Origin of the sequence: Streptomyces sp. 4N509B (assembly GCF_052245655.1) — a bacterium.
Classification (GTDB): domain Bacteria; phylum Actinomycetota; class Actinomycetes; order Streptomycetales; family Streptomycetaceae; genus Streptomyces.
The window spans coordinates 96,621-123,379 of sequence record NZ_JBQQBZ010000017.1; the positions used below are offsets into that span (position 1 = coordinate 96,621).

A 26,759-nucleotide genomic window follows, 5' to 3' on the forward strand; every position below is an offset into this window, starting at 1 on the left:
CCGTCATCGACTCTCACGCTCCCCAGCCGGCCTGCTGCCCGCCCCTGCGGTCGGTCACGATCCTCTCGGCCCATCCGGAGCGACGGTAGGCCGCCATGGGGTCGGGGTCGATGCCCATCTCCTCGCGCACCTCGGCCAGCAGCGGCCTGACGTCGGTGTTGTAGGCGTCCATGAGGACGGCGTTCGCCCCGAGCACGTCGCCGTCGGCCTGCGCGGCGGCGAGCGCCTCGCGGTCCACCAGCAGCGCCTTGGCCGTCGCCTCCTGGACGTTCATCACCGAACGGATGATCGCGGGGATCTTCGGCTCCAGGTTGTGGCACTGGTCGAGCATGAACGCGGTGTGGTCGGTGAAGCCGCCGCCGCGCACCACCTCGTACATGATGCGGAAGAGCTGGAAGGGGTCGGCCGCGCCCACCATCAGGTCGTCGTCGGCGTAGAAGCGGGAGTTGAAGTCGAAGCCGCCGAGCTTCCCCTCGCGCAGCAGCACCGCGACGATGAACTCGATGTTGGTGCCGGGGGCGTGGTGCCCGGTGTCGACGACGACCTCCGCGCGCGGGCCCAGCCGCAGGCAGTGGGCGTAGGCGGTGCCCCAGTCGGGCACGTCGGTGGTGTAGAACGCGGGCTCGAAGAACTTGTACTCCAGCAGCATCCGCTGGTGCTCGCCCAGCCGCTCGTAGACGGCGTCGAGCGCCTCGGCGAGCCGGTCCTGGCGGGCGCGGACGTCGTCCTGGCCGGGGTAGTTGGTGCCGTCGGCGAACCACAGCTTGAGGTCGCGGGAGCCGGTGGCGTCCATGATGTCGACGCACTCCAGCAGGTGGTCCAGGGCCTTGCGGCGGACGGCGGCGTCGGGGTGGCACACGCTGCCGAGCTTGTAGTCGTCGTCCTGGAAGACGTTGGAGTTGATGGCGCCCAGCCGCAGCCCGAGGTCCTCGGCGTGGGCGGCCAGCGCGGCGTAGTCGTCGACCCGGTCCCAGGGGATGTGGAGGGCGACGCTGGGGGCGACGCCGGTGTGCCGGTGCACCTGGGCGGCGTCCTCGAGCTTCTCCTGGGGCGTACGCGGCACTCCCTGCTGGGCGAAGACCTTGAAGCGGGTCCCGGAGTTGCCGTAGGCCCACGACGGGGTCTCGATGGCCTGCGTGGTCAAGGCCGCCTTGACGGCGGAGGAGACGGTCATGCGATCAGGGCTCCCTGAACACCGAACACTGCTGGACATGCGGAGATGAATCGTTTCACTCCAGTGAAACTAGGAGGGCCTGTCACGTTCTGTCAAGGGAGGATCGGAGCATCATCTTGACGCTCGCGATCCGCTCTGGCTAGCGTGCCGCTCCCCAGGCTCAATGAAACCATTCAACCCCGAGGGGAGCGTGAGCGGCGTGCAGCGCGTCTGCTTTCTGCTGAAGGTCCGGGCCGACCGCCTGGAGGAGTACCGGCGCCGCCACGCCGAGGTGTGGCCCGAGATGCTCGACGCCCTCAGCGCCACCGGCTGGCGCAACTACTCGCTGTTCCTGCGCGACGACGGCCTGCTCGTGGGCTACCTGGAGACCGAGGACTTCGCCGCCGCGCAGCGCGCCATGGCGGAGACCGAGGTCAACGCCCGCTGGCAGGCCGAGATGGCCGGGTTCTTCGAGGCGCTCGACGGCTCCCGGCCCGACGAGGCCATGACCCCGCTGACCGAGGTGTTCCACCTCGACTGATCACGGCCCGCGCCAGCACCACGGCCGGCCCGCGCCTTACCATGGCCCGGCAGCGGTGAGGCTGCTGCGGCCAGAGGGCGAGACGAACGGAACAGGGCGGATGGCTCACACGGTGGGGATCAAGGAGGTCGCCCGGCAGGCGGGCGTGTCGGTCGGGACCGTGTCGAACGTGATCAACCGGCCACACATGGTCGCCGAGGAGACCCGGCAGCGCGTCCAGGCCGCGATCGACGAACTCGGGTACGTCCGCAGCGAGTCGGCCCGTCAGCTGCGCGCGGGGCAGAGCCGCATCATCGCGCTGCTCGTTCTCGACATGGCCAACCCGTTCTTCGTGGATGTCGCCACCGGCGCCGAGCGCGTCGCCCGCACCTCCAAGCTCGGCGTCATGCTCTGCAACAGCGCCCAGTCCACCTCGGAGGAGGCGGACTACCTCTCCCTCTTCGCCGAACAGCGGGTCCGCGGCGTGCTCGTCACCCCGGCCGACATGTCGGGACGCAACCTCACCGACTTCAGGCGGCACGGCATCCCCTTCGTCTTCGTCGACCGGGTGCTGCCCAGCGCCGAGGGGTGCTCGGTCTCCGTCGACGACGTGCTCGGCGGCACCCTCGCCGTGCGGCACCTCCTCACCCAGGGGCACACCGACGTGGCGTACGTCAGCGGGCCGATGTCGCTCCAGCAGTGCCAGGACCGCAGGGAGGGGGCGCTCGCCGCGCTCGCCGAGGCGGGCCTCGGCCGTGGCGCGCTGCGGCACGTGGAGGCGCCGCGGCTGGACGTCTCCGCCGGCCGCGAGGCCGGCGCCGCGCTCCTTGCGATGAGCCCCCGGCCCTCCGCCGTGTTCTGCGCCAACGACCTGCTGGCCCTCGGCGTCCTCCAGGCGCTGTTCGCCGCGGGGGTGAAGGTCCCTCAGGAGGTCGCGCTCGTCGGGTACGACGACATCGAGTTCGCCGCGGCCGCCGCCGTCCCGCTCACCTCGGTGCGCCAGCCCGCGATCCAGATGGGACGGCAGGCCGCCGAACTGCTGCTGGAGGAGACCGGCGAGGCGGCCGACCGCCACCAGCACCAGCGGATCGTGCTGGAGCCCGAGCTGATCGTCCGCGAGTCCAGCGAACTCGCGCGGCACCCCGCCCCGGCGGACCGTACCGTGGGGGCATGAGCTCCCACTTCACCAGCCGCGTCCTGGAGGTCACCACCGGGGCGTCGGAGACCGTCGCCGACCTCACGCGGGACTGCGAGTCCTTCCTCGCCGAGGTCGCGCGGGGCCGTGACGGCCTGTTGAACGTGTTCGTGCCGCACGCGACGGCGGGCGTGGCCATCCTGGAGACCGGCGCGGGCAGCGACGACGACCTGCTGGCCGCCCTGCGGGACCTGCTCCCCGCCGACGGTCGCTGGGAGCACCAGCACGGCAGCCCCGGCCACGGCCGCGACCACGTCCTCCCTGCTCTCGTCGCTCCCCACGCCACCGTGCCGGTCCTCGACGGCCGGCTGAGCCTGGGCACCTGGCAGTCGATCTGCCTGGTCGACACCAACATCTCTAATCCCAACCGTCAAGTGCGGTTGAGCTTCTTGGGCTGATCGAGCAGGCCAAGATCGTCCTGGGTGGTGCCGCCGATTCTCCTTACGCTGCGGCGATACAGGAGATGCAATGCGCGGGACCAACGTGGACGAGATCGAGCGACCGTACGACGGCTGCGGAAAGTGTCTGCTCGGCGTGCGGCGACTGTCGCGGGTGAAGGCCGGGACGTTGTCACCAGAGCGGCAGCGCGAGGACGTGCTGGCCGCTGCCGAAGCCGTCGGCGGCCACATCATCGACTGGGCCGACGACTGGGAGGTGTCCGGGGCCACGGACCCGATGACCCGTCCGATGCTCGGGCCGTGGCTCCGGGACCAGCGGGCCACATACGACGGGCTGGTGGCTGCCGCCGTGGACCGGCTCGGACGCAACGTCGTCGACTGCCTGAACACTGGCTACAAGATGCGCGATGAGGGCAAGCTCCTCGTAACCTATGGTCACGAGGGTGTCTGGGACCTCGACGATCCCGCCGATGAGAATCGTTTCACCATGGAAGCGTGGGGCGCGCAGATGGAGCTGCGTGCCATTCAGCGGCGCAACCGGAACGCCACGGTCAAGATGCGCGCCGCTGGCCGCCCGAAGGGCAAGTCGTCCTACGGCTTCCGATATGTGCGCACCGTGCCGAACGGCAGGGTTGAGGGCGTTGAGTTGCACCCCCATGCCGCAGAGGTACTGCGCGAAATCGCGCGTCGTATCCTCGCCGATCCGGAGAACGTGACGTGCAGCAGTGAGGCCGCTCGCCTCAACCGGCTCGGCGAGCTCTCGCCGAGTGACCATCTCGCCGTGATGTATGGCAGGCCCGCTCGCGGCCGACCCTGGCAAGCCGGTAATCGACCAGACAGGGAAACCCGTCCGGCTGTGCGAGGGGCTGTGGGCCCAGACCACGCACAATGCGCTTCGGGAGGTCCTGAGCGTAACCGACAACCCCTTTCGGGGGCGAAAGTCGAATCGTGCCTATCTGCTTACGGAAGTGGCCTACTGTGGACAGTGTCATAACAGACTCTTCACGCAGACTTCCGCTGATATCCCTCCGCGATACGTGTGCACTGCCCGCAACAAAGGCTGGAAAAACGCCATGCACTGCCGTCCGGCTCCCCTTATTCGCGTGGCGAGCCTGGACAAGCTGGTCGAGGCTTGGTTTCTGGAGAAGTATGGTCACGGTGCCATCGTGGAGTCGGTGTACGACGCGGGAAACGGAGTGACGGACCGCATCGCCGAGGTAAAGGCGAGCCAGCAACGACTTCGCGCCGACCGGGAGGTCGGCCTGTACGACGGACCCGAAGACTCCCAGTGGTTTCGGGAACGATATGTCGAGCTCAGTCGCGAGCTGCGAGAACTGGAGAACGAGCCCCAGCGGCCGCCCGGCATGGTCCTGCGCCCCACCGGCGAGACGGTGGAGGCCAGGTGGAGGAAGTCCCCGGACGTCCAGGCGCGCAAGGAAATCCTGATGGACTTCGGGGTCAGGGTAACCGTGTTCCCGGCCTCGTCTCCCGTTCGATGGGTGCCAGAGATCATCGACCGAGAAGAGCTGGCTCCCGGCCGCACCGTTGAGGACGTCATCGACCGCTGACAGGCATACACCTGTACCTCCGGCGCGACCAAATCGGAAGGAGAATGCAAACTCTGATATATGCCCCTGACGGGCGAGCGCCAGGAAAAACCGGATGCTGCATAATGATTCCCCTCCCTCGGTGGGAGAGCTCGGGACGACGGACGATCTCGGGAGGTCGGTCTCCGACCGGATCGCGTGGGTGGCCATGATCACCGACGAAGGCAGGGTCGCAGGTGTGGCTGTCTGTCTCGGAGGTGAAGTCATGGAGTCGCGCCACCGGCCTCGCATCTTCGAGGTCCCGCTGGGCCGCAACTGCGTCGAGGTGATGTTCGAAGGACGCAATCCTGTCTTGAACCGGCTCGTCCAGTGGGACGGAAGGACGCAGACGCATGTCTGCGACGGATTGACGATGCTCGATCCCCGAACGCCGGTAGCCCCTGCGGATGCCCCGAACGCCTTTGTGATCGGATGGTTGCGGCACCCTACGGAAAGGGGCCAAGGCAGGAAGTGTTGCTGCGATTCCGGCTCGCATGCGCAGCGGACCTCGGCGTCTTTACGCTGACCTCGACGTCATGGGAGTTCGCAGAGTCGCTGCGCACGACAGAACGCCAGAATCTGAACCACGGCGCCGCGTGCCGCGTTGAGCATCCACACAGGCTGTACCACCACTCGCTCCGGCATAGTGGTGAGGTTTTCCCGTCCAGAGATCGTTGCCTTTGAACGTTCTCCGGATGGGGCGGATGCGCGTCTGGGGTTGCCGGCGTGATCTCATGTCGGCGTCGGGTGAATTCTGATTCTGTCGCAAGATGTCTGCGGTGTATACTGAGCGTTAGCTCAAGAGGATGGGCTTGCGGAGGAGAGGGAGATCTCCGCCGCTTTGCTGTTCCACAGGAACGTGATCGTAGGGCACGGAGAGGACAGTCGCGACGTCGCGACGCCATGACGTCTGTCGGCGACGGATCACCTCCGCTCGCGAGAAGAGGAGCAATTTTCAAAAGTTGTGGATTGGCTGAGATGCCGATGTGTTCTTGCGTTCCAGCAGCGTGACCGTGACGCCGGGCGAGACCTGGTGCTTGCCGACAGGATGAATCCGCGCCGACGATAGAGCGCGACGGCAGGTAGGTTGGCGGTTCCGGCGGAGACGATGGTCAGTTCCGCGGGCTCGATCGAGTCCACAGCGTCGAGCAGTGCCGTTGCGACGCCACGGCGATGTGTGACGGGATGGACCACGAGTCGGCAGATGTCCAGAGCGCCGGAGAGAGACTTCGACACGACCGTCCCACACATGACCCGGGCTCAGCGCGAGGCCCTGGCCAAACTACACGCTCGCGTACACCCGGGGCATCCGTGGCTCGTGGATCTCTAAAGGCTGTCCCGCCAGGGATTGCGGGACAGCCTTTATATGACGTTCCTCGTCGGGAGCGGCGGTTCCGGTACCCGGGCCACAAACCGGTCCCCGACCGCCAGGTGCTGTGTGGCGTTCTCTACGTGCTGCATCAGGGCATCCAGTGGGAGCACCTTCCCAAGGAACTGGGCTTCGGCTCGGGCATGACGTGCTGGCGGCGGCTGCGGGACTGGAACGAAGGCGGCGTGTGGAACCGCCTGCACCACGTCCTGCTGGCCGAACTGGACGCCGCCGCACGCCTGGACTGGTCCCGCTGTGTGGTCGACTCCAGCCACGCCAGGGCGCTAGAAGGGGGGAGCAGACGGGCCCGTCGCCGGTCGACCGGGGCCGCGCCGGATCGAAGCACCACCTGATCACCGACGGGCACGGCACCCCGCTGGCCGTCATCCTCACCGGCGGCAACCGCAACGACGTCACCCAGCTCCTGCCGCTGCTGGACGCCATCCCGCCCGTGCGCGGGCGTGTCGGCCGGCCCCGCCGCAAGCCAGAAGCGCTCTTCGCCGACCTCGGCTACGACCACGACATCTACCGGGAGAAGATCCGCGCTCGCCGCATCCTGCCGGTCATCGCCCGCTGCGGCACTCCGCACGGCTCCCGCTGCGGCACTCCGCACGGCTCCGGCCTGGGCCGCTACCGATGGTGGTAGAGCGCACCTTCGCCTGGCTTCACGGCTTCCGACAGCTCCGCATCCGCTGGGAACGCCGGGACGACATCCACGAAGCCTTCCTCAAACTCGCCTGCTGCCTCATCACCCAGCGACAGATCCGCTCATTGTGTCAGGAGCTCTGAGTCGTCGCCCACCACGCCGGGCCACTGCGGCCCACTTCCAGCGAGTGAGCCATTTCCAACTTCAGTTTGAGCTGGACAGGCGGAGGGTGAGGACGGCTTTGACGAGGTCGGTGATGCGGGTGGTGCTGCATCGTAGGCTGCGTAGCGGCCGCCAGTTCTTGAGCGTGGCGACGGCCTGTTCGCCCAGCGTCCGTATCCGCGCGTGGGAGCGGTTGTGGGCCTGCTGGCCGGCACAGAGCGTCTGCCACCGTCCGAGCCCGGGTCCACCTGACACGCTGGCGGACCCGGACGGACGCGGGCAGGCAGGGATCAGTGTCAGGGGAGCATGGGAATGTCGTGGAAGCTGACGTTCTGCTCGCCTCGCGCGTCGGTGCAGCCCCTGGTACCGGAGCTGTCCTGCCAGCAGGCGGCGGCCCAGCGTATGCCCGTGATCTCCCAGCCGTCGATTCCCGCGTCCGGGTCCTGATCGTCGTTGTTCGGGTACGGGTGCCACCGCTCGGACCACGCTTGCGCGCCGTCCTCACACACCCAGACCCGGCCGGGATCGATGTGGTGGTGGTCAAAGAATCCCTGGTCGACTTGGAAGTCCGCGATGGCCACGGCACAGCGGCCGTCGGCGAGGGTGTCGTGCAGGTAGAACTGGAGGTAGTGGCCCTCGCTGTCCACTCCGTAATGAACGATCGCGTAGGCACCGGAATCCTGGAAGTCGATCGTCCTCTGGTCCAGGATCTCGGCCTGAGCCGGCGGCGCCGCAAGAAGAACGGCCGCCGTCGCCAAGGCCGTTGGTACGCCAAGCCAGCGCAGCGGGGTATGGCGCGCTAACCGTCGGATAAAGCCTGAACGGGTGGTTCTCGCGCTGTCCTCCCGGAGAGACGTTGGATGAGGCGAGTGAGGCGAGCAGAATCCTCACGGTAAAGCATGATCTGAGCACGTCAATAACTGTTCCAACCTCAGGCTGTGGACCTCAGCTGAAGGGCGAGGACGGCTTTGACCAGGTCAGTGATGCGCGTGGTGCTGCATCGCAGCTTGCGTAGCAGCCGCCAGTTCTTGAGCGTGGCCACGGCCTGTTCGCCCAGCGCTCGGATCTTCGCGTGGGAACGGTTGTGGGCCTGCTGGCCGGCTGACAGCGTCTCCCACCGTCCCCAGTAGGGCACGCGCACGGTCCCGCCGGCTCCGCGATAGGCCTTGTCGGCCCAGCAGGGGATGGTCGCGCTGGTCAGCGTGTCGATGATGCCGTGGGTGCGTGCCGCACGGATGTCGTGGACGGCTCCGGGCAGGGCGGGCGAGGCCCACAGCAGGCGCCCGAACGGGTCGGCCAGGACCTGGATGTTCATACCGTGCCGGTGGCGCTTACCCGAGTAGTACGGCCGGTCGGCGGCGATCCGGTCGATGGGCAGCAGCGTCCCGTCCAGGATGACGAACGCCTTGCCGGTCGCTGAGGCGACCACCGTGGTGAGATCCGGCGCGAGGGCCGAGAGGACCTCCACGGCCTCGGTGACGTAGCGGTATGCCGTGGTGGTGCCGACCCCGAAACCGGCTGCGAGCTGTGCGTAGGTGTGGCCGCACCGGAGATGAGCCAGCGCCAGCAGAGCCTGCCGGCCGGCTGACAGACGCCGCCATCGCGTCCCGCGCTCCAGGCGTCGAGCTGCCAGCAGACCGGATAGGTGACACAGGGCCGAGCTGGACAGATCAATCCCCGATGGATAGACAAGCACGTGAAGCTCCGGATGGATAGCTTGCTCTTGGCCAACCCATCTACCAGGAGCTTCGCCTCTTCTCGCACCCGGCCCCTACACCAACATCCCATGGCGCCAGCCAGGTTGGAAACAGCTCACTACCTCACCGGCGGCGAGCGGCGACCTGGCTGAGGCGTCCGTTTCGAGCGCCGACCCATCCCGACCGATGCCGACCGCGGCGGCCCGTCCGTCGCCGCCGGGGGCGGCGGCAACGGGCGGGCACGCTCGTCGTGTTGGGCGTCAGGCGCGGTAGGCGACGAGGGCCATCATGCCGGCTTCGCCGTGGTAGGCGTTGTGGCAGTGGAGCATCCACTGGCCGGGGTTGTCGGCGTCGAAGACGACCGAGAGCGTCTGGTCGGGTAGCACGATCGCGGTGTCCTTGCGCGGGCCGGTGTTGCCGAGCTGGTAGGTGTGGCCGTGCAGGTGCATGGGGTGCCACATCTCGGTGGTGTTGACGAAGTCGAGCCGGACCCGCTGGCCCTCCTCGACCAGCAGCGGATTCGCCTGCGGGTTGTCCATGTCGAAGGGTTGGCCGTTGATGGCCCAGTCGTAGGCGTCCATGCCGCCGGTCAGCTCGACGCGGTGGATCTGGTCCGGCTCGACGGCGGGCAGGCGCACCTCCTCGGCCGCGCGCAGCTCGGCGGCGGTCAGGATCCGGCCGTCGAGCTCGGCGGGCCGGACGGCCGCCCCCGGACTGGCGCCCGGGCCGGTGCGCAGCAGCGCCAGGCCGGTGACGTCCTTGCCCTCGGCGAGCGCGACCAGCGGGAAGACGCCCTCGCCAACGGTGATCAGCACGTCGTAGCGCTCGCCCATGCCGATTAGCAGGGCGTCGGTCTCCGCGTGTTCGACGGGGAAGCCGTCGGTGTGCGTGACCGTCAGGCGGTGGCCGCCGAGGGCCACGCGGTAGGCGGTGTCGCCACCGGCGTTGATGATGCGCAGCCGTATCCGGTCGCCGGGGCGGGCGGTGCGGACCTGCGGGTCCTGCCGGATGCGGCCGTTGATGAGGTGGTGCGGGTAGTTCACGTCCCCGGCGTCGCCGCCGAGCAGCTCGCTGGTGGCGCCCATGAGCATGAGCGACCCCATGGACCCGTGGTCCATGCCCTCCATGTCGCCATGGTCCATGCCGCCTATGTCCCCCATGCCCTGGGACAGTTCGTGGAACGCCTCGCCGGGGGTGCCGGCGACGCCGTCGAGCCAGTCGTCCAGCACCACGACCCACTCGTCGTCATACGACAGGGGCTCGTGCGGGTCCTCCACGATCAGCGGGGCGTACAGCCCCCGGTCGAGCTGAACACCGACATGCGGGTGGAAGAAGTACGTCCCCGGGGCGTCGGCGACGAAGCGGTAGGCGAGGGTGCTCCCGGCCGCAACCGCTCGCTGGGTGGCCGGTGGCACGCCGTCCATGTCGTTGCGCAGGTGCAGGCCGTGCCAGTGGATGGAGGTGGTGGAGTTGTCGGGCAGGCGGTTGACCAGGTCGGCGGCGAGGGTGTCTCCGGCCGTGATCCGGATCTCCTGGCCGGGCGTGCGCTCGCCGAAGGCCCAGGTCCGGGCGGTGACGCCGCCGCCCAGGTCGAGGGTGGCGGGCGCGGCGGTCAGCGAGTGCTCCCGCACCCGACCCGTGCCGGAGCGCGCGTCTTCCGCCCGGCGGACCGCGTCGCCGGAGGGGCTGACCAGGTCGGGGGCCCCGGAGGAGCCGGAGGTGCTGGAAGCGTCGCTGCACGCGGCGAGAGCTCCGACGCCCGCTACGCCGAGTCCGGCGAGCAGGATGGGACGGCGGCTGATGGCGTTCTTGGGCATGGAAAGGTGTCCTTGAGTCTCGGTGTGGTGTCAGGTCGTGTGCGGGCACGGCGCGGCGCGCCGTTGGGCACGGCCTAGATCAACCACCGGGACAGGACGGACAGATCGGGCGGCGAGCGCTGCGGCACACTCGCGGCCATGCGGTGAGAGACCGCCGCGTGGGAGTCAGGGGAGCGCTCGGTGAACGAAGCGGACGGCGGCGCCAGCTTCATCGCGTCCACGCTGGCGGTGGCGCAGTGCTGCATGCTCACACCGGTGCAGGGCCCCGGGGCCGGAGCATCCACCGAGGTGCCCGCACGCGAGGCGTCGGATCCCGATGCGGGATGCTCCTCCGGTGCCGTGGCGGAACCACCCGGCATGGACATCCCGGGGGTGTGCGCCATGCCGTGCATGGCCGGTGCGGCAGATGCGGCGGAGGATGACGAGTCCGGAGCCGTCATGGCCACGCTGGCGGTCTGGTGGTGGACGAGCACGACCAGCGCCGTGACCAGGATGATCGCGGCTCGGCGCAGGCCGCTGGCGTGGCCCCCGTAGGAGCGGCTCCATCGGACCGTCGGTGCCGTCATCGCCTCACCCTCGCTGATCATGCGCGAACCACTATACCTGCGGGGGGTAATGGGGCGGTCCGGGCGTCGCTCAGACTTGGTCGACTCGGCGCGTGGGGTGCTCGGCGTAGAGCCGCTGGGCGTCGGTGAGCCAGCGGTGTCCTGTAGAGCGGGCGTTGCGGCTCCCGGCGGCCGATGCGGACGAACTCACCCCGCCCCGTGACGGCACTACACAGCATCGGTCGGGCTCGGTCGGCGCGCCGTATGCGCAGGCTCTCGCTCACGATGCGGTGCCCCCCGGTCGGGAAGGCCCCAGGGCGTAGCGGCCCGCGCCCTCCTTGGAGGCGATCTCACCATCATCCGCCCGCGGGTAGGCGTCGAGGACCACCGCCACCCGCACATGCAGCCTCATGCCGCTCCAGCACGCCAGCTGGCCTTCCTCACCAGGTATTTACCGTCCGCTGACGCAGGTCGCCCTACCATCCCCAGCGGATCACCGGCGAGGGGAAAACAGGCGATGCGGATCCTGCTCGTGGAGGATGAGTCGCGGATCGCCGAGACGGTGCGGCGCGGGCTGGCCACCGAGCACATCGAGGTCGATGTGGAGTCCGACGGCGTCGACGGGCTGTGGGCGGCGACCGAGCGCGACTACTACGACGTCGTCGTACTCGACATCATGCTGCCGGGCCTGAGCGGCTACGAGATCGTGAAGCGGATGCGACATCGGGGCGTGTGGACGCCGGTGTTGATGCTGACGGCCAAGAACGGTGAGTACGACGAGGCCGACGCTTTCGACCTGGGAGCTGATGATTACCTGACCAAGCCGTTCTCCTTCGTGGTGCTGGTGGCGCGGCTGCGGGCGTTGACCCGGCGGGGCTCGGCGGCGCGGCCGACGGTGCTGGCGGCAGGTGACCTGACGCTGGATCCGGCCCGGCACCGGGTGGCGCGCGGCGGCGTGGAGGTCGAGCTGACCGCGCGCGAGTACGGCCTGCTGGAGTTCCTGATGCGCCGCAAGGGCACCGTGCTGGCCAAGACCGACATCCTGGCCGGAGTCTGGGACGCCCATTACGACGGCAGCGAGAACGTCGTCGAGGTCTACATCCGTTATCTGCGCAAGAAGATCGACGAACCCTTCGGACGCCAGGCGATACGCACCGTGCGCGGTGCCGGGTACCTGCTCGACCCGGAAGGTGGCTGAGGTGGCCGCGCGTCCGGCTTTCCGTGCCGGGATCCGCCGCCGCCTGGTGTGGGTCACGGTCGCCGTGACCGCCGTCGCCCTCCTCCTCGGCACCAGTGGCGGCGTGTTCGTGCTGCACCAGGTGCTGCTCGATTCCATCAAGGACACGCTCACCGACGCCATCGAGGAGATCGAGGACGGCCAGGCCGCCTCCCATCCGCACGCCTCAGCGGGTCAGGCCCGGATGCCCTGGAACGCGCACTTGGACGTGGCGGTGGCCCAACTCGTCGATTCCGACGGCAGGCTCGTCGCGGGCAGCCGTCCGGACGCCCCCGTCGCCGGCCTCGCCCCACCGCCTGGGCAGACCGCCACGACGCAGACCGGCGGCATGCTCGTGCTGGCGGAGCGGGTCGAGGTGGACGGCGAGGAGCACACGCTCGTGGTGGGCGAGCCGCTCCGCCCCGTTCACGTCGCGGTGGCCACGGTCCTGGTCATGGCGGCGGTCACGGTCCCGTTGACCGTGGTGCTGATGGGGTTGCTGGCCCGTCGGCTTACCGGCCGGGCGCTGGCGCCGGTCGAGCGGATACGCGAGCAGGTGGCCGCCATCGGCGAGGGCGACCTCGGCCGCCGTGTCCCCGAACCCGGCGGAGACGACGAGATCACTCGCCTCGCGGCGACCATGAACGCGATGCTGACCCGGCTGGAGAGCGCGCAGCGGGCACAGCGGCGCTTCGTCGCCGACGCCGGCCACGAGCTGCGCAGCCCGCTGACCACCCTCACCGGCGTTCTGGAGATCGCCGAACGCGACGGCGGGCGGATCGACCCCGACGCGCTACGCACCGCCCAGGGCGATGCCAGGCGGCTGGGCGACCTCATCACGGATCTCCTCCTGCTCGCCCGCTCGGACGAGGGTGGGTTGGCGCTGCGGCACGAGGAGGTGGACCTCGACGACGTGGTCGACGGCGAGCGGGCCCGGCTGCGCGCCACGACCGGCGTGACGGTGGAGGCGAGCCTGACGCCGGTCAAGGTGCGTGGTGACCGGGAGGCGCTGGTCCGTCTGGTCCGCAACCTGGCCGACAACGCCGCCCGGCACGCCCGCACCCGTGTCCGACTGGCCACGGCGGAGGAGGACGGGCAGGCGGTGGTCGACGTGGCCGACGACGGTCCCGGTGTCCCGGTCGGGGAGCGTGAGCGTGTCTTCGACCGGTTTGTGCGGCTGGACGACGCGCGGGGTCGCCGGTCCGGCGGCGCGGGTCTGGGACTGGCCATCGCGCGGCAGATCGCCCGCGAGCACGGCGGCAGCGTCGAGGTAACGGACGCGCCAGCCGGTGGTGCCCTGTTCCGGGTGCGTATTCCCCGGCCGAGCTGAGCGCGGAGACGACGCTCTGCGGCCCGAGGAACGGGTACGCCGTTCCCCGGGCCGCAGACGCGTGGGCGCCGTGATCAGCGCCCCGCGTCAGTTCTGCTCAGCACTGTCAGGACGCTGGTGTCCCGGGCCGTGTTCCACACCCTCTGGCGGCTGGTGGTCCCCGTTGTGGTGCCCGTGCTCGTGCCCGTGGCCGGGTCCGTGGTCGACGTCCTCGGGTGGCTGGTGGCCGGGTCCGTGGTCGGGGTGTTTGTGGCCCGGACCGTGCAGCTGCTGCCACTGCTCGATGGACTCCGAGACGCTGGACGACGTGGCCGCGTCCGGCTGGGTCTGCGCGTACGCGATCCCGGTGGCGCCCAGGCCGATGGGCACGGCGATAGCCGCGGCGACGGCGAGGAGCCTCTTACCTCGTTTCATGGATTGCCTCTCACTGGTCTTTCTGAGTCTGCCCGGATGGCTCTCACCGGGACGAACCCACGCTGCCGGGAGGCCGCTGAGAGGGACCTGAGCGCCCCTCAGCAAGCGTTAAGCCAGCCCCCGTTAGTGCGCGAAGACCGGCCCCTGGGCGCGGTCGGGGCGGCCGGGCGGCAGCAGGAACGCGGCGGCCAGAGCGCCGGCCGCGGCGATGGCCGCCACCGCGGTGAAGGCGTTGTCGAAGCCGCCGGCATCGACCGGGCCCGCGCCGCCGTGGCCGCCGTCCAGGCTGGCCCCGGCGATGGCCGCGATGACGGCGACGCCGAGTGAAGCACCGAGCTCGTGGGCGGTGTTGACCAGGCCCGAGGCGAGTCCGGCGTCGTGGTGGGGGAGGCCGGTCATGGCGGCGGTGGTGGCGCAGACGAACGCCGGGCCGATGCCGAGGGCGAACAGCGCGAAGCCCGGCACCACCCCGGTCCAGGTGCCGCTGTCCGGCGACAGGCCGGCCAGCAGCAGCGCGCCGGCCGCCGCGAGCACGAAGCCGGTGGCCGCGACCGGGCGCCAGCCCACGCTCTGCACAGCCCGCGCACCGAGATGGGCGCCGAGCGTGATGGCCACGGCCACCGGCAGGAACGCCAGCCCCGTCACCAGCGCGCTGCGGCCCAGAGCGTGCTGAACATAGAAGGAGCTGAGGAAGAAGACCGATATCAGCAGCCCTGAGGCGACCAGCATCACCACCCCGCCGCCGACGAGGGTACGGCGCGCCAGCAGGCCCAGACGCACCAGCGGGTCGCGGGCGGTGCGTTCCACCGCGACGAACGCCGTCGCGGCGGCCAGGGCTAGCACCAGCGGCAGCCAGACGGAGGCGTCGGCGAAGCCGTGGTCGCGGGCCTGGACGAGCCCGTAGATCAGCAGGGCCGGGGTTGCGGTGAGGGTGAGCGCGCCGGGCAGGTCGGGTCGCGACGGCGCCGCCGACGCGCCTGCGAGCTGCTGTCGGCCCTCGCCGAGCAGGGCGGGCACGACTCCCAGCGCAAGGAGGCCGACGGGGACGTTGATGTAGAAGATCCACTCCCAGCCGGGTCCGGAGACGAAAAGGCCGCCCAGCAGTACGCCGACCGCCGCGCCCGCGCCGCCGATGGCCGCCCAGGCGCCCAGGGCCTTGTGGCGGTCGGGGCCGTGGAAGAGCGCGACGACCAGTGCCATGGCGGCGGGGGAGAGCAGTGCGGCGCCGACGCCCTGGGCGGAGCGGGCGGCGATGAGCATGCCGCCGCTGGTAGCCAGGCCCGAGGCGATCGAGGCGGCGGTGAAGACGACCAGCCCGGCCAGGAACATCCGCAGCGTGCCGAGGGCGTCGGCCAGCCGGCCGCCGAGGAGGAGCAGGCTGCCGAAGAAGAGGGTGTAGGCCGTGACGACCCAGGTGAGCGCACCGGGGGAGAGGGACAGCTCCTCGCCGATGGTAGGCAGGGCGACGTTGATCACGGTCACGTCGGCGATGAGCATGAACTGGGCCAGGCACAGTACGGCCAGCAGCCGCCAGCGATGGGGGTGCGGGGCAGGCGGTGCGGCGGTGTGGTCGGCGTGCTGGGTGTGAGGGGCGGAGTCGGATGGCACGGTATGCGCTCCTTAACCTGAACACTGGTGTTAGGGATAGCGTAACGTCCATTCACGCATAACCCGAACACAGACGTTAAGATTGTGGCCATGGCCAGCACCGCGACAGGCAGGACCGGGAAGCGGCGTGCGGATGCCGAGCGGAACATCGCCGCGATCATCGACGCCGCGCTGGACTGCTTCCGCAGCGACCCACACGCCGGCATGGCCGCGATCGCCCGCGCCGCCGGCGTCAGCCGCGTCACCCTCTATACGCACTTCCCCACCCGGGAGGCGGTGCTCGACGCCGTCATGGACCGCGCCATGGCGCAGACTTCCGCCGTGCTGAACGCCGAGGGCCTTCGGGCGCTGCCGGCCGACGAGGCCCTGGTGGCCCTGGCCCGCACCTCCTGGCGGATCCTCGATCGCCACCTGGGGCTGTTCACCGCCGTGTCCGCGACCCTCACGCCCGAGCAACTGCGCGACCGCCACCACCGCGTCCTGACCCCGCTGCGCGGCCTGCTGGAACGCGGGCAGGAGCAGGGCGCGATCCGGGCCGACCTGCCCGCCGAGTGGCTGGTGAGCGTCTACTACCACCTCGTCCACGCCGCCGCAGCCGACGTCCAGGCCGGCCGACTGCGTGCGGACGATGTCGCCGAGGTCCTGGCCGCCACGCTCCTGCCCACCGTGCGACCCCTGCCGAGCTGATTGGCCCTAGCTCGTCCGCAGGTTGGAAAAGGGCTCAATGCCCGCCGGGTCGTTGGTGGATGCGGCACGGGACAGGGGATGTGTGCGCCGGGCGCTCCGCCGAGCGCCGCCTGCCCAGGCAGCCAACCGTTACTTCGGTGGTACAGCCTGTTAGTGTCGGAGAGAGGGGCCGGGGCGCAGGGGGTACGGGGTGCCGAATGCATGATCAGCGTCGACTCAGCGCGTTACGGCGCCGGGTGGCCCGGTATGAGGCGGGCGGGCGTGACGCGGTGGTGGGCCCGCGGGCGGCGGCGGAGGCTGAGGACCTGCGGGCGGCCCTGGCGTTCTTTGCCGCCCCCGCCGACCCCGACGCGCTCACCGTGCTGGCCTGGTTCTACTGGTACCGGAGCCAGGAGGTCGCCGAGCGGCAGGCGTACGAGGAGGCGGTCCGTGCCGCCGCCGAGTTGTTCTTCGCGGCGCGGGACCTGGCGCCCGAGACACCGATGCCTCCCGTCATGGAGCAGCTGTACGCGGCCCGCGCCACCGCCTCGCGGTTGGATCCGCCCTCGGCCGGGGCGTTCGCCCGCGACGCCGCCCGCAGTGGCGACCCCGGCGCCATCGAATGGGCCGTCACGGTCCTCGGTCAGGCAGAGAAGCTGGCCCGCGACGCCGGCGCGGACGTCGACAGCGTGGTGTACCAGGGCCTGGGCGCCCAGCAGCTGACCGCTCTCTACGAACGTCTCGGCCGCCCCGAGGACCTGGACCTGTCCGTCGCCCTGCTGAGTGACGCGATGCGGCAGCGGCACGCGCTCGACGACTATCCGGAGACGGTGGCCATGCTGCGGGGCTACCTGGGCCGCGCCCTGCTGCTGCGCCACCAGCTCCACGGCCGGGCGGAGGACCTGACGGCGGCCGTGGTCGAGCTGCGAGGAGCCCACGAGGTGTTCGACCGCCTCGGCCCCGAGGACCCCGAGTGGCTCGGCCCCGCGCACAACCTCGGCGCCGCCCTGCTCGCCGCCGGCGAGCACCGGGAGGCGGCGGTCCTCCTGGCGCGCGTGCGGGCCGTCCACCCCGAGGGCAGCCTGGAGGCGGCGCAGACGAGCCTCATGCTCGGCAACGCCTGCCACACACTGCACCTCAGGCACGGCCGTCGGCAGGATCTTGAGGAGTGCGTGCGTGCCTTCCGCGCCTGCTACGCCACGCCGTTGACTACGCCGGGGTTCACGGAGCTGCGGGCGGATGTCGGTCAGCGGCTCGCGGCCGCCCTCCACGACCTTTCCTTAGTGGACGGGGACGGCGGCGGCCGGCACCTGGCCGAGGCGGCTCGGGTGGTGCGCGAGTGCCTGGCGTCCGAGCCGGAGGCGGCGGCACGCCTTCGGCTCCTGGTCAGGAAGGGGCAGGTGCACTACGCGTCCTTCCAGCACGCGGGGAACGTCGACGAGCTGGACGCGGTGGTCGGCGCCGCTGACGAGGTCGTTCGCCACGCCGACGCGAGCCCGGCCGTGGACTGGGCGTCCGCCATCAGGCCGACGCTGGTGCACGCCCTGTGCGACAGGTTCCGCCTGACCTCCGACCGGCGTGACCTCGACCGAGCCGTCGCGGAGGCGCGGCGTGGTGGGCTGGAGTCGGCCTCTGACCTCCTCTTCCTCAGTCACGCGCTGGTGCTCCGCTCGGAGACCACCGGCTCGCGCGACGACGCCGACCGGGCCGTGGAGGCGATCGGCGAGGCCCTCGCCCTCCTGCCCGCCGAGTCGCCGCAGCGCGGCCAGGCGCACTCCCTGCTGGGTGACGTGTTCCGAGCCAAGGGCGGGATGTTCGGGGACGTCGCCGATCTCGACGCCGCCGTCGATGCGTACCGCGAGGCCGGCAGGGCACAGGACGCCAGCCACTTCACCCTCAGCGGGTTCGCCAGCGTGCTGCTCGTCCGCTTCCAACACCGTGGTGCGATGACCGACATCGAGGAGGCCGTGACGCTGAGCCGGGCCGCCGTCCAGGCCGCGCCGACGCACGACCAGCACGGGCCGCTGAACCTGACCGGCGTCGCCCTCCGGTTGCGTTTCGGCCGCTCCGGCGCCCTGGGCGACCCGGGTGACCCGGGCGACCTGGACGAGGCGATCGAGGCGGGCCAGGCCGCCGTCCGCGCGGTGCCGGCCGGCCACACGCTGCGTCCCACCTACCTGGCGAACCTCGCGATGGCCCACATCGACCGTTTCCGCGAGCGGCGGGCAGCGTCCGACGCCGAGGCCGTAGGGGCCGTAGGGGCCGCCGAGGTCGCCGAGGCCGCGGGGGACGTCGACGCCGCCATCGGCCTGCTGCGCGAGGCAGTTGACACGGTGCCCCCCGGTCATCGGCTGCGGCCCGGCCTGCTGACCGGCCTGGCGGGCGCCTTGGCGGACCGGTTCGACACGACCTCGGGCCTGGGTGACCTCCAGGCGGCGCTCGACCACGCCGCCGACGCCCTCGACGAGTGCCCTCCGGGGCGCGCCGAGCGCGCCGTGCTCCAGATGCTGCGGGGCCGATTGCTGTTGAGAAGACGGGAGTTGCGCCCCGGCGAGGAGACGGCGGCCGACCTCGCCGCGGCAACCACGGCGCTGCGGGAGGTCGCCGACTCGGCGACGGCCCAACCCCGGTCACGCATGACGGCGCTGCGCACGCTGGCGGAGCAGGCCACGGAGCCGGCCGCCGCCCTGGCCGCCTACGAGCGGGCGGTGGAGTTCGTCCCGCTGATCGCCTGGCACGGGCTTGACCGCAGGGACCGCGAGCACTTCCTGGCCTGGATCGGTGCCCTGCCGCAGGAGGCCGCCGCAGCGGCCCTCGACGCCGGCCGTCCCGAGCGCGCAGTGGAACTGCTGGAGCACGGCAGAGCCGTGCTGTGGAGCCAGTCCCTCCAGACCGATCTCGACCTGGCGGCCGTGCGCCGGCACTCGCCCGACGTCGCCCAGCGCCTGGAACGCGTGCGCGACCGTCTCCAAGCCCTGGACGCCCTGGGAGACCCGGACCCGGCGCACCTCGCCTCCGTGGACCGTGCCGGCGCGTCAGACACGCGCGTGGCCCTGGCCCGGGAGTGGGAGGAGCTGTGCGAGCACGTGCGACGCGACGTCCCCGGATGCGAGGACTTCCTGCGCCCGCCGGACTTCGCCCAGCTGCGCGCAGCCGCCGAGGGTGGCACGGTCGTCCTCGTCAACATCGCCGAACGCCGCAGCGACGCCCTGGCGCTGACCGCTGACGGGCTGCGCGTCATCCCGCTGCCCGGGCTCAGGCCACGGCTGGCCCACGACCAGGTGTCCACGTGGATGGCCGCCCTGGAGTCGTTCCAGTACCTGGACGTGCTGCACGCCCTCGGGGACGGGGAGGGGCAGCTCGACATGGTCACCCGGATGGTGCGGGAGTCCCTCGACTGGCTCTGGGACGCGGTGGCCGCGCCCGTTCTCGACGCGCTCGGCCACACCGCCGAGCCGGCCGCCGGGGACGCCTGGCCGCGGGTGTGGTGGTGTCCCACAGGGCCGTTGACGTTTCTGCCGTTCCACGCCGCCGGTCGTTACCTGGCGGAGGCGCGGGCGGGGGAGTGTGTCCTCGACCGCGTCGTCTCCTCGCACGTGCCGACGCTCCGCACCCTGGTCCAGGCTCGGGGGCGAACGTCCGGCGTCGCGCCCGACAAGCGCCGCATGCTGGTCGTGGCGATGCCTCAGACGCCGGGGAGTGCCCCATTGCCCGACGCCGAGGAGGACATCGCATCCGTGACCGCCGTCTTCCCCGACCGGACGACGGTCGTCGCCGGGCCCGAGGCCACGCGGGACGCGGTGCGCCGGGCCCAGCACGAGCACAGCTGGGTGCACTTCTCCTGCCACGGCGACATGGACCCACTCAACCCCTCGCGCAGCGGTCTCCTCCTGCACGACGGGGTGTTGACGGTCGCCGACCAGGCCGGGCTGCGCCTGGGCCACGCGGAGTTCGCCTTCCTGGCGAGCTGTTCGACTGCGCTCAGTGGCTGGGTGCTGCCCGACGAGGCGGTCCACATCTCCACCGCGCTCCAGTTCTCCGGCTACCGGCACGTGGTGGCCACGATGTGGCCGGTGCTCGGCCGCTACGCCGGCTTCGTCGCCGACCACCTCTACGGCTCACTCGCGGCCAACGGGGTGTTGGCAGCCGAGGAGTCCGCGCTCGCGCTCCACGACGCGGTGCGGGCCCTGCGCGCCCGGTCGGACGGGGAGGTGGCGGTCTGGATCCCGTTCGTCCACAGCGGCCCGTGAGGGCGGCCCCGGGCGCGCCGTCGCGCCCACGTACCGTACGAGGCACCGGAGGACCGGAGGCACCGATGACAGGCGACGACGCTGACGCCGGCACCAGCGACCCCCAAGGCGCCGGCAGCACAGAAGGCCCCCGCAGCACCGACAGCGCCAGCGGCGCCGGAGGCACGGGGACGGACGCGGCGGCTCAGTCGCGGCCGCGCGGACGGCGACCGCTGACCAACCCGCGCCAGGAGCTGCTGGGTGGCCCCAGGCACGGCGGCCAGGCCGTGGTCCCGGGGGTCGGACTGCCCACCCCCGTCTCGGACATCCCCCAGGCCCCGCCCGGCCCAGGGCCCGAGGCCGGGGCCGACGGCGGGCGACAGGGTGAGCACCGGGCGGACCTCGGGGAGAGCTGAGTCGCGCCATGCCCAGCACCCTCCTCGGCCTGGTTCTCCTGGTCGTCTGCCTGGTCCCGGGGTTCGTCTACGCGGCGACCCGGGACCTGCGGGTGCCGGAACGCACCTCGTCCGCCTTCCGCGAAACCACCCGCGTGGTGCTGGCCAGCCTCGCCTTCGACGCAATGGCGCTCGCGGCCTTCGCGGTGGCCCGCACCGCCGCGCCGGACGTCACGCCGGACACCGGCCGCCTGGTGCGGGAGGGGCTTGGCTACGTGCGCGAGGACTACGCGCGCCTGACACTGTGGTGCTGCGCGCTCCTGGTTCTCGCCGCCGGAGCGGCGCTGGCCGCCGCCCGGCTGCTGCCGCGTGGTCCGGGGCCACTGTCGGTCGAGTCGTCGTGGTGGCTGCTCTTCGGCCGCTACCCGGAACAGGCCGGAGCGGCGTGCACGTACGTCGGCTGCGAACTCGTCGACGGCTCGTATCTCGCCGGAGTGCTCAAGCACTTCGCCCACCAGGCCGAGGAGACCGGCGACCGCGAGCTCGCGCTGGCGCCACCGCTGGAGTACCGGCCGCACGCCGGAGCTCCCGCCCGGCCCCTCACCGGTCACCAACTGGTGTCGGTGAGCGCGCGCCAGATCAGGTTCCTGACCGTGACCTACCTGGACCGGATCCCGCCCCCGGAGACGTCGCCGCCGAGCGGCCACTGAGCGGCCACACAGAGACGCCCCGGCTGTCGCTCCCGGTGCGCCAGGCGACTCGCGCGGGCCGGAGGAACGCTCCAGGGGGTTCGGGTGCTCGTGCGTATCGCCCGCAACCCCGTCTCACAGGAAGCTCCCCGATACTGTGATGGCGCCCCCAGCGGTCCGGCAGAACCTCATCGACCAGTACCGAGCCCTCCTGTGCGTGAATGTCTGCCATCGCCGGTCGAAAAACGCGTGCGCGTAGCCGCTGAGACGGCCAGCCCTGCCGCCAGTCCCAGTCCCAGTCCCAATCCCGACAGGGAGAGCGGCAGGGGCAGCCACACCACCCCGACCATCGCCGCCATGACCACGTGGTACTGGACAACGTGAGCCTTCGCCACGTCATCCTCGTCGATCACGATCGCGCCCAGCCAGCCGAGGAACGGCGCGGGATCGATCCTTCACACCGGCAGGTCGGCCATCCTGGGCCATCCTCACCCTCCACCTGGCAGTCTCAAGCTGAGGTTGGAAAAGGCTCAATGGATCTGAACGAGATGCCGGACGACCTCTCCGGCCGTCTCTTCGAAGCCCTCAGGCTGGAGATCCGCTACGACCGGAAGACCAACCTGGCCGACTGTCGCATCACCCTCACGGCGGATACCGTCGGGGAAGCGGGCGGCCGACCGCGCGAACGAGGCGGCGGAGCGGTCGGCGGCGTCCTCGGAGCGGTCCGCGGAGACGTCCGAGCGGTCGGCGCGCGGCCGAGGAGGCGCTGGCCGACCAGCGCGCGGCAACTGCCGCGAAGGTAGACGTCGGCATCGAGTATCACGGGGACTCCCGGTATCGCCTGCGGAACCGGGGTGAGTTGACCACGCGGAGCGTGGAACTGGTCGAGCCGCCGTCATCGGTCACGCCCGTTGAAGTAGGGCCCATCGGAGACCTGGCCAGCGGAGAGGCATGGGAATGCTCCATCGCTCCCGGCATGGGCCAGGAGATGCCAACAGGCCTGCGCGTGGCGTGGGAGGGACAGTCGAACCCGGTGGCGCTGCCCGTACCGTGACCGCTTGACGTCACGCTGCCGCTTCGCGCTAGCTGCCCCGTCGCAGCGAGCTAACTCCTCAGGCGTGCTCTGCGACCTGCATGGCGGCTATACCTGCTCGCTCGGATCGTCGAGACGGCCTGAGCGACCAGGAAACATGGTGTACGGGCCGCTGATTGAGCTCATTAGCGCCTTGCCGTGGTGGTCGACAAGATGGGTGAACAGTTGCTGAGCAGCCCCAAAAATGACCGCCCAGGCAAGAATTTGAGCCGAAGAGTCAAGATCAGATAGCCCAGGGAAGATTTCTCCCTTGATCAATAGGAGTCCGAGCACGGCAGCCAGCGCACCGAAGGGAAGCTTCAGGATTGCGAGCGTAGATGGCACGTGGTAGGGAGTGGGCGAGCCATCGAGTCGGCGAAAAGCTGCCACCGCGGTGACAGCGGCGCCCAACGTTCCAAGAGCCTCGACGATCGCGTAGTCCCACGGCGATGTCAGGTCAATGAAGTTGCTAAATTTTTGAGTGGGTTCAGTGCCTTCATTTGGTTCAGTGCCTTCAGTGCGTTCAGTGCGTTCAGTGCGTTCAGTGTTCTTCGTGGGACAGACATCGTGTGTGTCATCGGGACTAAAACACAGTGGGGCCAAGTCTTTCGCCACAATTCCGAAAGCCGCGATCAACGCCGCCGCAAAGGTGAGACCCACTGCCCAGTGCAACAGACTCTGAACAAAGTTGGAGGTGCGGATCCTCCGGTCCTCCAATACCCGATAGGCGGCTACTACGGCATCGGCGATAGTTGCGCGCTGCTTGCGTGAAAACTTGGCCTTATTAGGATCTCTGCAGACCTCCCATGCGATGATCTCGACCTTTCTCCTGCGCTCATCATCGGTGGGCAGATATGCTTTTACCAACTCCGCAACGCTCGGCATCAACCCCGCGAGTTCCTTCTTTGGTGTGATGTGCAGAACTAGAGCGCTAGCCGTATCGATGTGGGTGTCTGCTTCGGCCAATGACTGATCCACCACTCCGGGAATGGGAGAGCATCGAGGTTCCTTGTCAAGGCACCTCCGGGCCTTTTTCAGCTCCATACGCGCAGCATCTGCCACCGCCCTTGCGGCGCATCTGCGATATAGAGACCCTTCTGCCTGACGGATGCGGAATTCTAGATCGGCGATGCGTGAACAGGCTCTTTTTCACGGAGTTCGTTGTCCTTCTTCGTCATGCCTCCCCAGACTCCGCCATCCATCGTGTTCTGGCGCTGCGTGTTGGGCCGTTCGGATGACGCCGCCCCACTGCAACGGCGCCGCACCTAGATCAGCGTCACGTCCGCGTCACGCCGCTTCCCTGGCGAGCCATCCGGCGGCGGCGAGCGCGAGTTCGTCTGCGGTGTACAGCGCCTCGCACTCGCTGCACTCCCGGTACAGCTGCCAGTCGGTCTCGACGAGCGCCAACGCGTCGCAGCGGGGGCACGGCACGGGCACGGGCCGCCGTCCGGGGCGGACGCGGGTGATGCCGCGCACGGCCCGCATCAGGTCGCCCAGCTCGTCGTGCAACTCGACGACCCAACGGTGTTCGGCGCACCAGTCGAGGTGGGGCTCCAGCCATGCGGCTAGAAGGCCGGGTGAGGCACAGGGGCGAGATCGCGCAGGCTGGCCCAGCGGGAGGAGCGGCGGAGCGCGGTCGCCCGTTCCATCGTCACGTGGTGGACGGTGGCGGTTGTCTCGTTGCCCGTGGCCAGGTCCCTGACCGTGAGGTGGAGCAGATCAATGGCGTCCCAGTTGGCCGTCACCTCAATCCGGGGCACGCCTCGGGGTGCGGGGGGCAGGGCGAGTTCGAGGACCGCGAGGGTCCGGTTGCGCGCGGCGTGCTCTCGCTCGCCCTCCACGACGTGGACGACCACCATGGGTTGGTCGTCCGTGTGCGTGGTGAAGACCTCGGAGCGCTTCGTGGGGATGGTCTCGTTCCGCGGGAGCAGCTTCGTCGTGGTCCCGTCGTGCGTTTCGATGCCGATCGAGAGGGAGGCGACATCGAGGAGCAGGACGTCCTTCACCACGCCGGTCAGGACGCCTGCCTGGAGCGTCGCGCCATGGGCGACGGCCTCCGGGCTCAGGCCCCGGTTGGGCTCACGGCCGTCCGTGAGCCGGCGGATCAGGTCGCCCACCGCGGGCATCCGGGCGGCGCCGCCCGTCAGGACGACCCGGTCGATGTCGGCGAGCGTGTGCTCGGCGTCGGCGAGGACACGTTCGACGGGGGTCCGGCAGCGTTCCAGCAGGTCCCGGGTGAGGGTCTCGAACTCCTCGCGGGTCAGTTCCTCTTCGAGGTGGACGGGGCCGTCTGGTCCGGTGGCGAGGTAGGGCAGCCGGAGGGTCGTGGTGCGCGCCGCCGACAGTTCGATCTTCGCCGTCTCGGCCGCTTCGCGCAGCCGCTGGGTCGCGGCGACGTCGCCGCTGAGGTCCACGCCGTGCCGGCGCCGTACGTGGTCGGTCAGGTGCTCGACGATCCGCTGGTCCCAGTCGTCGCCGCCGAGCCGGCCCTCGCACGCGGTGGCCTTGACCTCCACGACGCCGTCGCCGAGTTCGATGAGGGAGACGTCGAGGGTGCCCGCGCCGAGATCGAGGATCAGGATGGTGCAGTCGTCCCAGTGCCGGTGCGCGTAGGCCATCGCCGCGGCGGAGGGCTCGTTGATCAGCCGCAGGACGTTGAGCCCGGCCCGTTCAGCGGCCAGGACCAGCGAGGCCCGCTGGTCGCGACGGAAACCAGCGGGCACCGCCAGCACCACGTTGGTGACCGGGCAGCCGAGGTAGGCCTCGGCGTCCTGGCGCAGGCGGGCGAGGACCAGCCCGGCGACGTCCTCGGCGGTCAGCCGGACATCGCCCCGCGTGATGCTCCAGTCCGTGCCCAGCTTCAGCTTCGCGGCGCGCGCGGTGGAGCCGGGGTGGGTGAGGGCCTGCCGCTCGGCGGCCGTGCCGACGAGGACGTCCCCCTCGGCGGTGAGGGCCACCAGGCTGGGAGTGGTATGGGCGCCCTGGGTGTTGGGGATCAGCGAGACCTCGTCGCCTTCCAGGACGGCGACGGCCGAGTTCGTCGTGCCGAAGTCGATGCCGACGGCCCGACGCGCCGCGTCCGGTCCGCCGTCCGGCGGCGCCGTGGCCTCGGCGGATTCGGTGTAGGGGGCGGTCGGGGGTGTGGCACGCCGCTGAATGAGGGTGGTGACGGCATCCGGCCAGGGCGAGCCGCCGGGGACGTCGTCTGTCGGCTCCCAGTGCGCGCCGATCCGCTCCAGCAACGTCGCGAGCGCGGGCCGGTCACGGGGATCCTTCGCCAGGCACGCGTCGACCAGCTCGCGCAGCGGCCCCGTGAGCCCGTCCAGCCGGGGGTGCCCGTGGACCACCCGGTGGAGAACCGCCAGCGGCGGGCCGTCCCCGAAGGGGCCTGCCCCCGTGGCGGCGAAGGCGATCACCGCCCCCAGTGCGAACACGTCGCCGGCCGGGCCGACCTCGCCGCCCTCGGCCTGCTCGGGCGCCATGAAGCCCGCCGTCCCCACCACCAGGCCGGTCGCTGTCAGCGCGGTGTCCTCCAGCGTCCGCGCGATCCCGAAATCGATCACCCGCGGCCCGTCGGCGGCCACCAGCACGTTCGACGGCTTCAGATCCCGGTGCAGCACCCCCACCGCGTGAATGGCCTGCAGTGCCTCCACCAGCCCCGCCGCCAGCCGCCACACAGCGCCTTCTGGCAACGGCCCCGCCACACCGACCGCTTCCGCCAGATCAGGACCCGGAATGTAGACGGTCGCGATCCACGGCCGGTCATCCTCCGGACCGGCAGCCATCACCGGAGCCGTGAACGCCCCGCCCACCACCCGCGCCGCCGCCACCTCCCGCGCGAACCGCCGCCGGAACTCCCCCTGCCGCGCCAGATGCGGATGCACCACCTTCACCGCCACCGCCCGCCCACCCGGCGACCGGCCCCAGAACACCTCGCCCATCCCGCCGGCACCCAGCCGGCCCCGCAGCACGAACCCACCCACCTTCTCCGGATCCCCGGCCCTCAGCGGCTCCACCCGACCCCCCTTCCCCACCCAGCACCCACGGCCCGG

At 70.5% G+C, this 26,759-nt stretch carries 24 protein-coding genes and 2 pseudogenes; 13 read left to right on the forward strand and 13 right to left on the reverse strand.

From position 1 onward, the window contains the following. Positions 1 to 13: 13 nt before the first annotated feature. Positions 14 to 1,174, reverse strand: coding sequence for an L-rhamnose isomerase (gene rhaI / locus ACTWP5_RS17455; protein WP_443221899.1), 1,161 nt, complete (start codon positions 1,172 to 1,174; stop codon positions 14 to 16). Between the two features lie 199 nt (positions 1,175 to 1,373). Between rhaI and ACTWP5_RS17460 the strand changes: the two genes are divergently transcribed. The 5 genes from ACTWP5_RS17460 to ACTWP5_RS17480 all read left to right on the forward strand — a co-directional run bounded on the left by ACTWP5_RS17460 (position 1,374) and on the right by ACTWP5_RS17480 (position 4,834). Continuing rightward, a complete protein-coding gene (locus ACTWP5_RS17460; RefSeq protein ID WP_443221935.1) occupies positions 1,374 to 1,694 on the forward strand; it encodes an L-rhamnose mutarotase in 321 nt (106 codons plus the stop codon). 100 nt (positions 1,695 to 1,794) lie between these two features. Then, positions 1,795 to 2,847 (forward strand): LacI family DNA-binding transcriptional regulator, encoded by a 1,053-nt coding sequence (locus ACTWP5_RS17465; RefSeq protein ID WP_443221900.1) that lies wholly within the window; start codon positions 1,795 to 1,797, stop codon positions 2,845 to 2,847. Then, positions 2,844 to 3,266: a secondary thiamine-phosphate synthase enzyme YjbQ gene (locus tag ACTWP5_RS17470; protein ID WP_443221901.1), complete on the forward strand. Its 423-nt coding sequence runs from the start codon at positions 2,844 to 2,846 to the stop codon at positions 3,264 to 3,266. Before ACTWP5_RS17465 ends, ACTWP5_RS17470 begins: the two co-directional genes overlap by 4 nt. Positions 3,267 to 3,351: 85 nt before the next feature. Continuing rightward, on the forward strand, positions 3,352 to 4,260 hold the full coding sequence (locus ACTWP5_RS17475) for a recombinase family protein (RefSeq protein WP_443221902.1): 909 nt from the start codon (positions 3,352 to 3,354) through the stop codon (positions 4,258 to 4,260). Between the two features lie 109 nt (positions 4,261 to 4,369). Continuing rightward, positions 4,370 to 4,834 (forward strand): hypothetical protein, encoded by a 465-nt coding sequence (locus tag ACTWP5_RS17480; RefSeq protein WP_443221903.1) that lies wholly within the window; start codon positions 4,370 to 4,372, stop codon positions 4,832 to 4,834. 942 nt (positions 4,835 to 5,776) lie between these two features. On the opposite strand, the gene ACTWP5_RS17485 is transcribed toward ACTWP5_RS17480, so the two are convergent. After that, positions 5,777 to 6,103, reverse strand: a complete 327-nt coding sequence (locus ACTWP5_RS17485; RefSeq protein WP_443221904.1) for a GNAT family N-acetyltransferase — start codon at positions 6,101 to 6,103, stop codon at positions 5,777 to 5,779. A 96-nt stretch (positions 6,104 to 6,199) separates the two neighbouring features. Between ACTWP5_RS17485 and ACTWP5_RS17490 the strand changes: the two are divergent. After that, a pseudogene (locus ACTWP5_RS17490) lies at positions 6,200 to 7,010 on the forward strand (IS5 family transposase). Positions 7,011 to 7,071: 61 nt separating this feature from the next. Here ACTWP5_RS17490 and ACTWP5_RS17495 read toward each other — a convergent pair. The 6 genes and pseudogenes from ACTWP5_RS17495 to ACTWP5_RS17520 form a co-directional block, all read right to left on the reverse strand. Then, positions 7,072 to 7,272: pseudogene (locus tag ACTWP5_RS17495) on the reverse strand (IS5/IS1182 family transposase); the annotation flags it as partial. A 53-nt stretch (positions 7,273 to 7,325) separates the two neighbouring features. Further along, a complete protein-coding gene (locus tag ACTWP5_RS17500; protein ID WP_443221905.1) occupies positions 7,326 to 7,787 on the reverse strand; it encodes a hypothetical protein in 462 nt (153 codons plus the stop codon). 173 nt (positions 7,788 to 7,960) lie between these two features. Next, entirely contained in the window at positions 7,961 to 8,725 is a 765-nt protein-coding gene (locus tag ACTWP5_RS17505; protein WP_443221906.1) for a transposase family protein, read from the reverse strand. Between the two features lie 261 nt (positions 8,726 to 8,986). Further along, positions 8,987 to 10,543, reverse strand: a complete 1,557-nt coding sequence (locus ACTWP5_RS17510; protein ID WP_443221907.1) for a multicopper oxidase family protein — start codon at positions 10,541 to 10,543, stop codon at positions 8,987 to 8,989. A 74-nt stretch (positions 10,544 to 10,617) separates the two neighbouring features. Continuing rightward, positions 10,618 to 11,130 carry a hypothetical protein gene (locus tag ACTWP5_RS17515; protein ID WP_443221908.1) on the reverse strand — a complete coding sequence of 171 codons (513 nt, stop codon included), beginning with the start codon at positions 11,128 to 11,130 and terminating at the stop codon, positions 10,618 to 10,620. 238 nt (positions 11,131 to 11,368) lie between these two features. Beyond that, a complete protein-coding gene (locus ACTWP5_RS17520; RefSeq protein WP_443221909.1) occupies positions 11,369 to 11,500 on the reverse strand; it encodes a hypothetical protein in 132 nt (43 codons plus the stop codon). A 105-nt stretch (positions 11,501 to 11,605) separates the two neighbouring features. Between ACTWP5_RS17520 and ACTWP5_RS17525 the strand changes: the two genes are divergently transcribed. Then, positions 11,606 to 12,286: a response regulator gene (locus ACTWP5_RS17525; protein WP_443221910.1), complete on the forward strand. Its 681-nt coding sequence runs from the start codon at positions 11,606 to 11,608 to the stop codon at positions 12,284 to 12,286. 1 nt (position 12,287) lies between these two features. Continuing rightward, a complete protein-coding gene (locus ACTWP5_RS17530) occupies positions 12,288 to 13,634 on the forward strand; it encodes a sensor histidine kinase (RefSeq protein ID WP_443221911.1) in 1,347 nt (448 codons plus the stop codon). Between the two features lie 87 nt (positions 13,635 to 13,721). Here the strand turns inward: ACTWP5_RS17530 and ACTWP5_RS17535 are convergent, their stop codons facing one another. After that, positions 13,722 to 14,048, reverse strand: coding sequence for a hypothetical protein (locus tag ACTWP5_RS17535; RefSeq protein ID WP_443221912.1), 327 nt, complete (start codon positions 14,046 to 14,048; stop codon positions 13,722 to 13,724). A 123-nt stretch (positions 14,049 to 14,171) separates the two neighbouring features. Continuing rightward, positions 14,172 to 15,656, reverse strand: coding sequence for an MFS transporter (locus ACTWP5_RS17540; RefSeq protein WP_443221913.1), 1,485 nt, complete (start codon positions 15,654 to 15,656; stop codon positions 14,172 to 14,174). A 90-nt stretch (positions 15,657 to 15,746) separates the two neighbouring features. Here ACTWP5_RS17540 and ACTWP5_RS17545 point away from each other — a divergent pair, with 90 nt between their 5' ends. The 5 genes from ACTWP5_RS17545 to ACTWP5_RS17565 all read left to right on the forward strand — a co-directional run bounded on the left by ACTWP5_RS17545 (position 15,747) and on the right by ACTWP5_RS17565 (position 22,438). Next, positions 15,747 to 16,343, forward strand: coding sequence for a TetR/AcrR family transcriptional regulator (locus tag ACTWP5_RS17545; RefSeq protein ID WP_443221914.1), 597 nt, complete (start codon positions 15,747 to 15,749; stop codon positions 16,341 to 16,343). A gap of 197 nt (positions 16,344 to 16,540) precedes the next feature. Next, a complete protein-coding gene (locus ACTWP5_RS17550) occupies positions 16,541 to 20,572 on the forward strand; it encodes a CHAT domain-containing protein (RefSeq protein WP_443221915.1) in 4,032 nt (1,343 codons plus the stop codon). A gap of 65 nt (positions 20,573 to 20,637) precedes the next feature. Beyond that, entirely contained in the window at positions 20,638 to 20,967 is a 330-nt protein-coding gene (locus tag ACTWP5_RS17555) for a hypothetical protein (RefSeq protein WP_443221916.1), read from the forward strand. An 8-nt stretch (positions 20,968 to 20,975) separates the two neighbouring features. After that, positions 20,976 to 21,656 (forward strand): DUF6338 family protein, encoded by a 681-nt coding sequence (locus tag ACTWP5_RS17560; protein ID WP_443221917.1) that lies wholly within the window; start codon positions 20,976 to 20,978, stop codon positions 21,654 to 21,656. A gap of 344 nt (positions 21,657 to 22,000) precedes the next feature. Continuing rightward, positions 22,001 to 22,438 carry a hypothetical protein gene (locus ACTWP5_RS17565; protein ID WP_443221918.1) on the forward strand — a complete coding sequence of 146 codons (438 nt, stop codon included), beginning with the start codon at positions 22,001 to 22,003 and terminating at the stop codon, positions 22,436 to 22,438. Between the two features lie 338 nt (positions 22,439 to 22,776). On the opposite strand, the gene ACTWP5_RS17570 is transcribed toward ACTWP5_RS17565, so the two are convergent. From ACTWP5_RS17570 to ACTWP5_RS17580, 3 genes are all read right to left on the reverse strand, one after another. Then, a complete protein-coding gene (locus ACTWP5_RS17570; protein ID WP_443221919.1) occupies positions 22,777 to 23,751 on the reverse strand; it encodes a hypothetical protein in 975 nt (324 codons plus the stop codon). A gap of 243 nt (positions 23,752 to 23,994) precedes the next feature. Further along, a complete protein-coding gene (locus ACTWP5_RS17575) occupies positions 23,995 to 24,216 on the reverse strand; it encodes a hypothetical protein (protein WP_443221920.1) in 222 nt (73 codons plus the stop codon). A gap of 56 nt (positions 24,217 to 24,272) precedes the next feature. Next, positions 24,273 to 26,723 carry an Hsp70 family protein gene (locus ACTWP5_RS17580; RefSeq protein WP_443221921.1) on the reverse strand — a complete coding sequence of 817 codons (2,451 nt, stop codon included), beginning with the start codon at positions 26,721 to 26,723 and terminating at the stop codon, positions 24,273 to 24,275. Positions 26,724 to 26,759 lie beyond the last annotated feature (36 nt).

What these genes read in the sequence shown, in the direction of transcription:
- rhaI (WP_443221899.1), bottom strand. Translation starts at nt 1,174, where the DNA reads ATGACCGTCTCCTCCGCCGTCAAGGCGGCCTTGACCACGCAGGCCATC.
- ACTWP5_RS17465 (WP_443221900.1), top strand. Translation starts at nt 1,795, where the DNA reads ATGGCTCACACGGTGGGGATCAAGGAGGTCGCCCGGCAGGCGGGCGTG.
- ACTWP5_RS17470 (WP_443221901.1), top strand. Translation starts at nt 2,844, where the DNA reads ATGAGCTCCCACTTCACCAGCCGCGTCCTGGAGGTCACCACCGGGGCG.
- ACTWP5_RS17485 (WP_443221904.1), bottom strand. Translation starts at nt 6,103, where the DNA reads ATGTGTGGGACGGTCGTGTCGAAGTCTCTCTCCGGCGCTCTGGACATC.
- ACTWP5_RS17510 (WP_443221907.1), bottom strand. Translation starts at nt 10,543, where the DNA reads ATGCCCAAGAACGCCATCAGCCGCCGTCCCATCCTGCTCGCCGGACTC.
- ACTWP5_RS17515 (WP_443221908.1), bottom strand. Translation starts at nt 11,130, where the DNA reads ATGATCAGCGAGGGTGAGGCGATGACGGCACCGACGGTCCGATGGAGC.
- ACTWP5_RS17520 (WP_443221909.1), bottom strand. Translation starts at nt 11,500, where the DNA reads ATGAGGCTGCATGTGCGGGTGGCGGTGGTCCTCGACGCCTACCCGCGG.
- ACTWP5_RS17525 (WP_443221910.1), top strand. Translation starts at nt 11,606, where the DNA reads ATGCGGATCCTGCTCGTGGAGGATGAGTCGCGGATCGCCGAGACGGTG.
- ACTWP5_RS17535 (WP_443221912.1), bottom strand. Translation starts at nt 14,048, where the DNA reads ATGAAACGAGGTAAGAGGCTCCTCGCCGTCGCCGCGGCTATCGCCGTG.
- ACTWP5_RS17545 (WP_443221914.1), top strand. Translation starts at nt 15,747, where the DNA reads ATGGCCAGCACCGCGACAGGCAGGACCGGGAAGCGGCGTGCGGATGCC.
- ACTWP5_RS17550 (WP_443221915.1), top strand. Translation starts at nt 16,541, where the DNA reads ATGCATGATCAGCGTCGACTCAGCGCGTTACGGCGCCGGGTGGCCCGG.
- ACTWP5_RS17555 (WP_443221916.1), top strand. Translation starts at nt 20,638, where the DNA reads ATGACAGGCGACGACGCTGACGCCGGCACCAGCGACCCCCAAGGCGCC.
- ACTWP5_RS17560 (WP_443221917.1), top strand. Translation starts at nt 20,976, where the DNA reads ATGCCCAGCACCCTCCTCGGCCTGGTTCTCCTGGTCGTCTGCCTGGTC.
- ACTWP5_RS17570 (WP_443221919.1), bottom strand. Translation starts at nt 23,751, where the DNA reads ATGGAGCTGAAAAAGGCCCGGAGGTGCCTTGACAAGGAACCTCGATGC.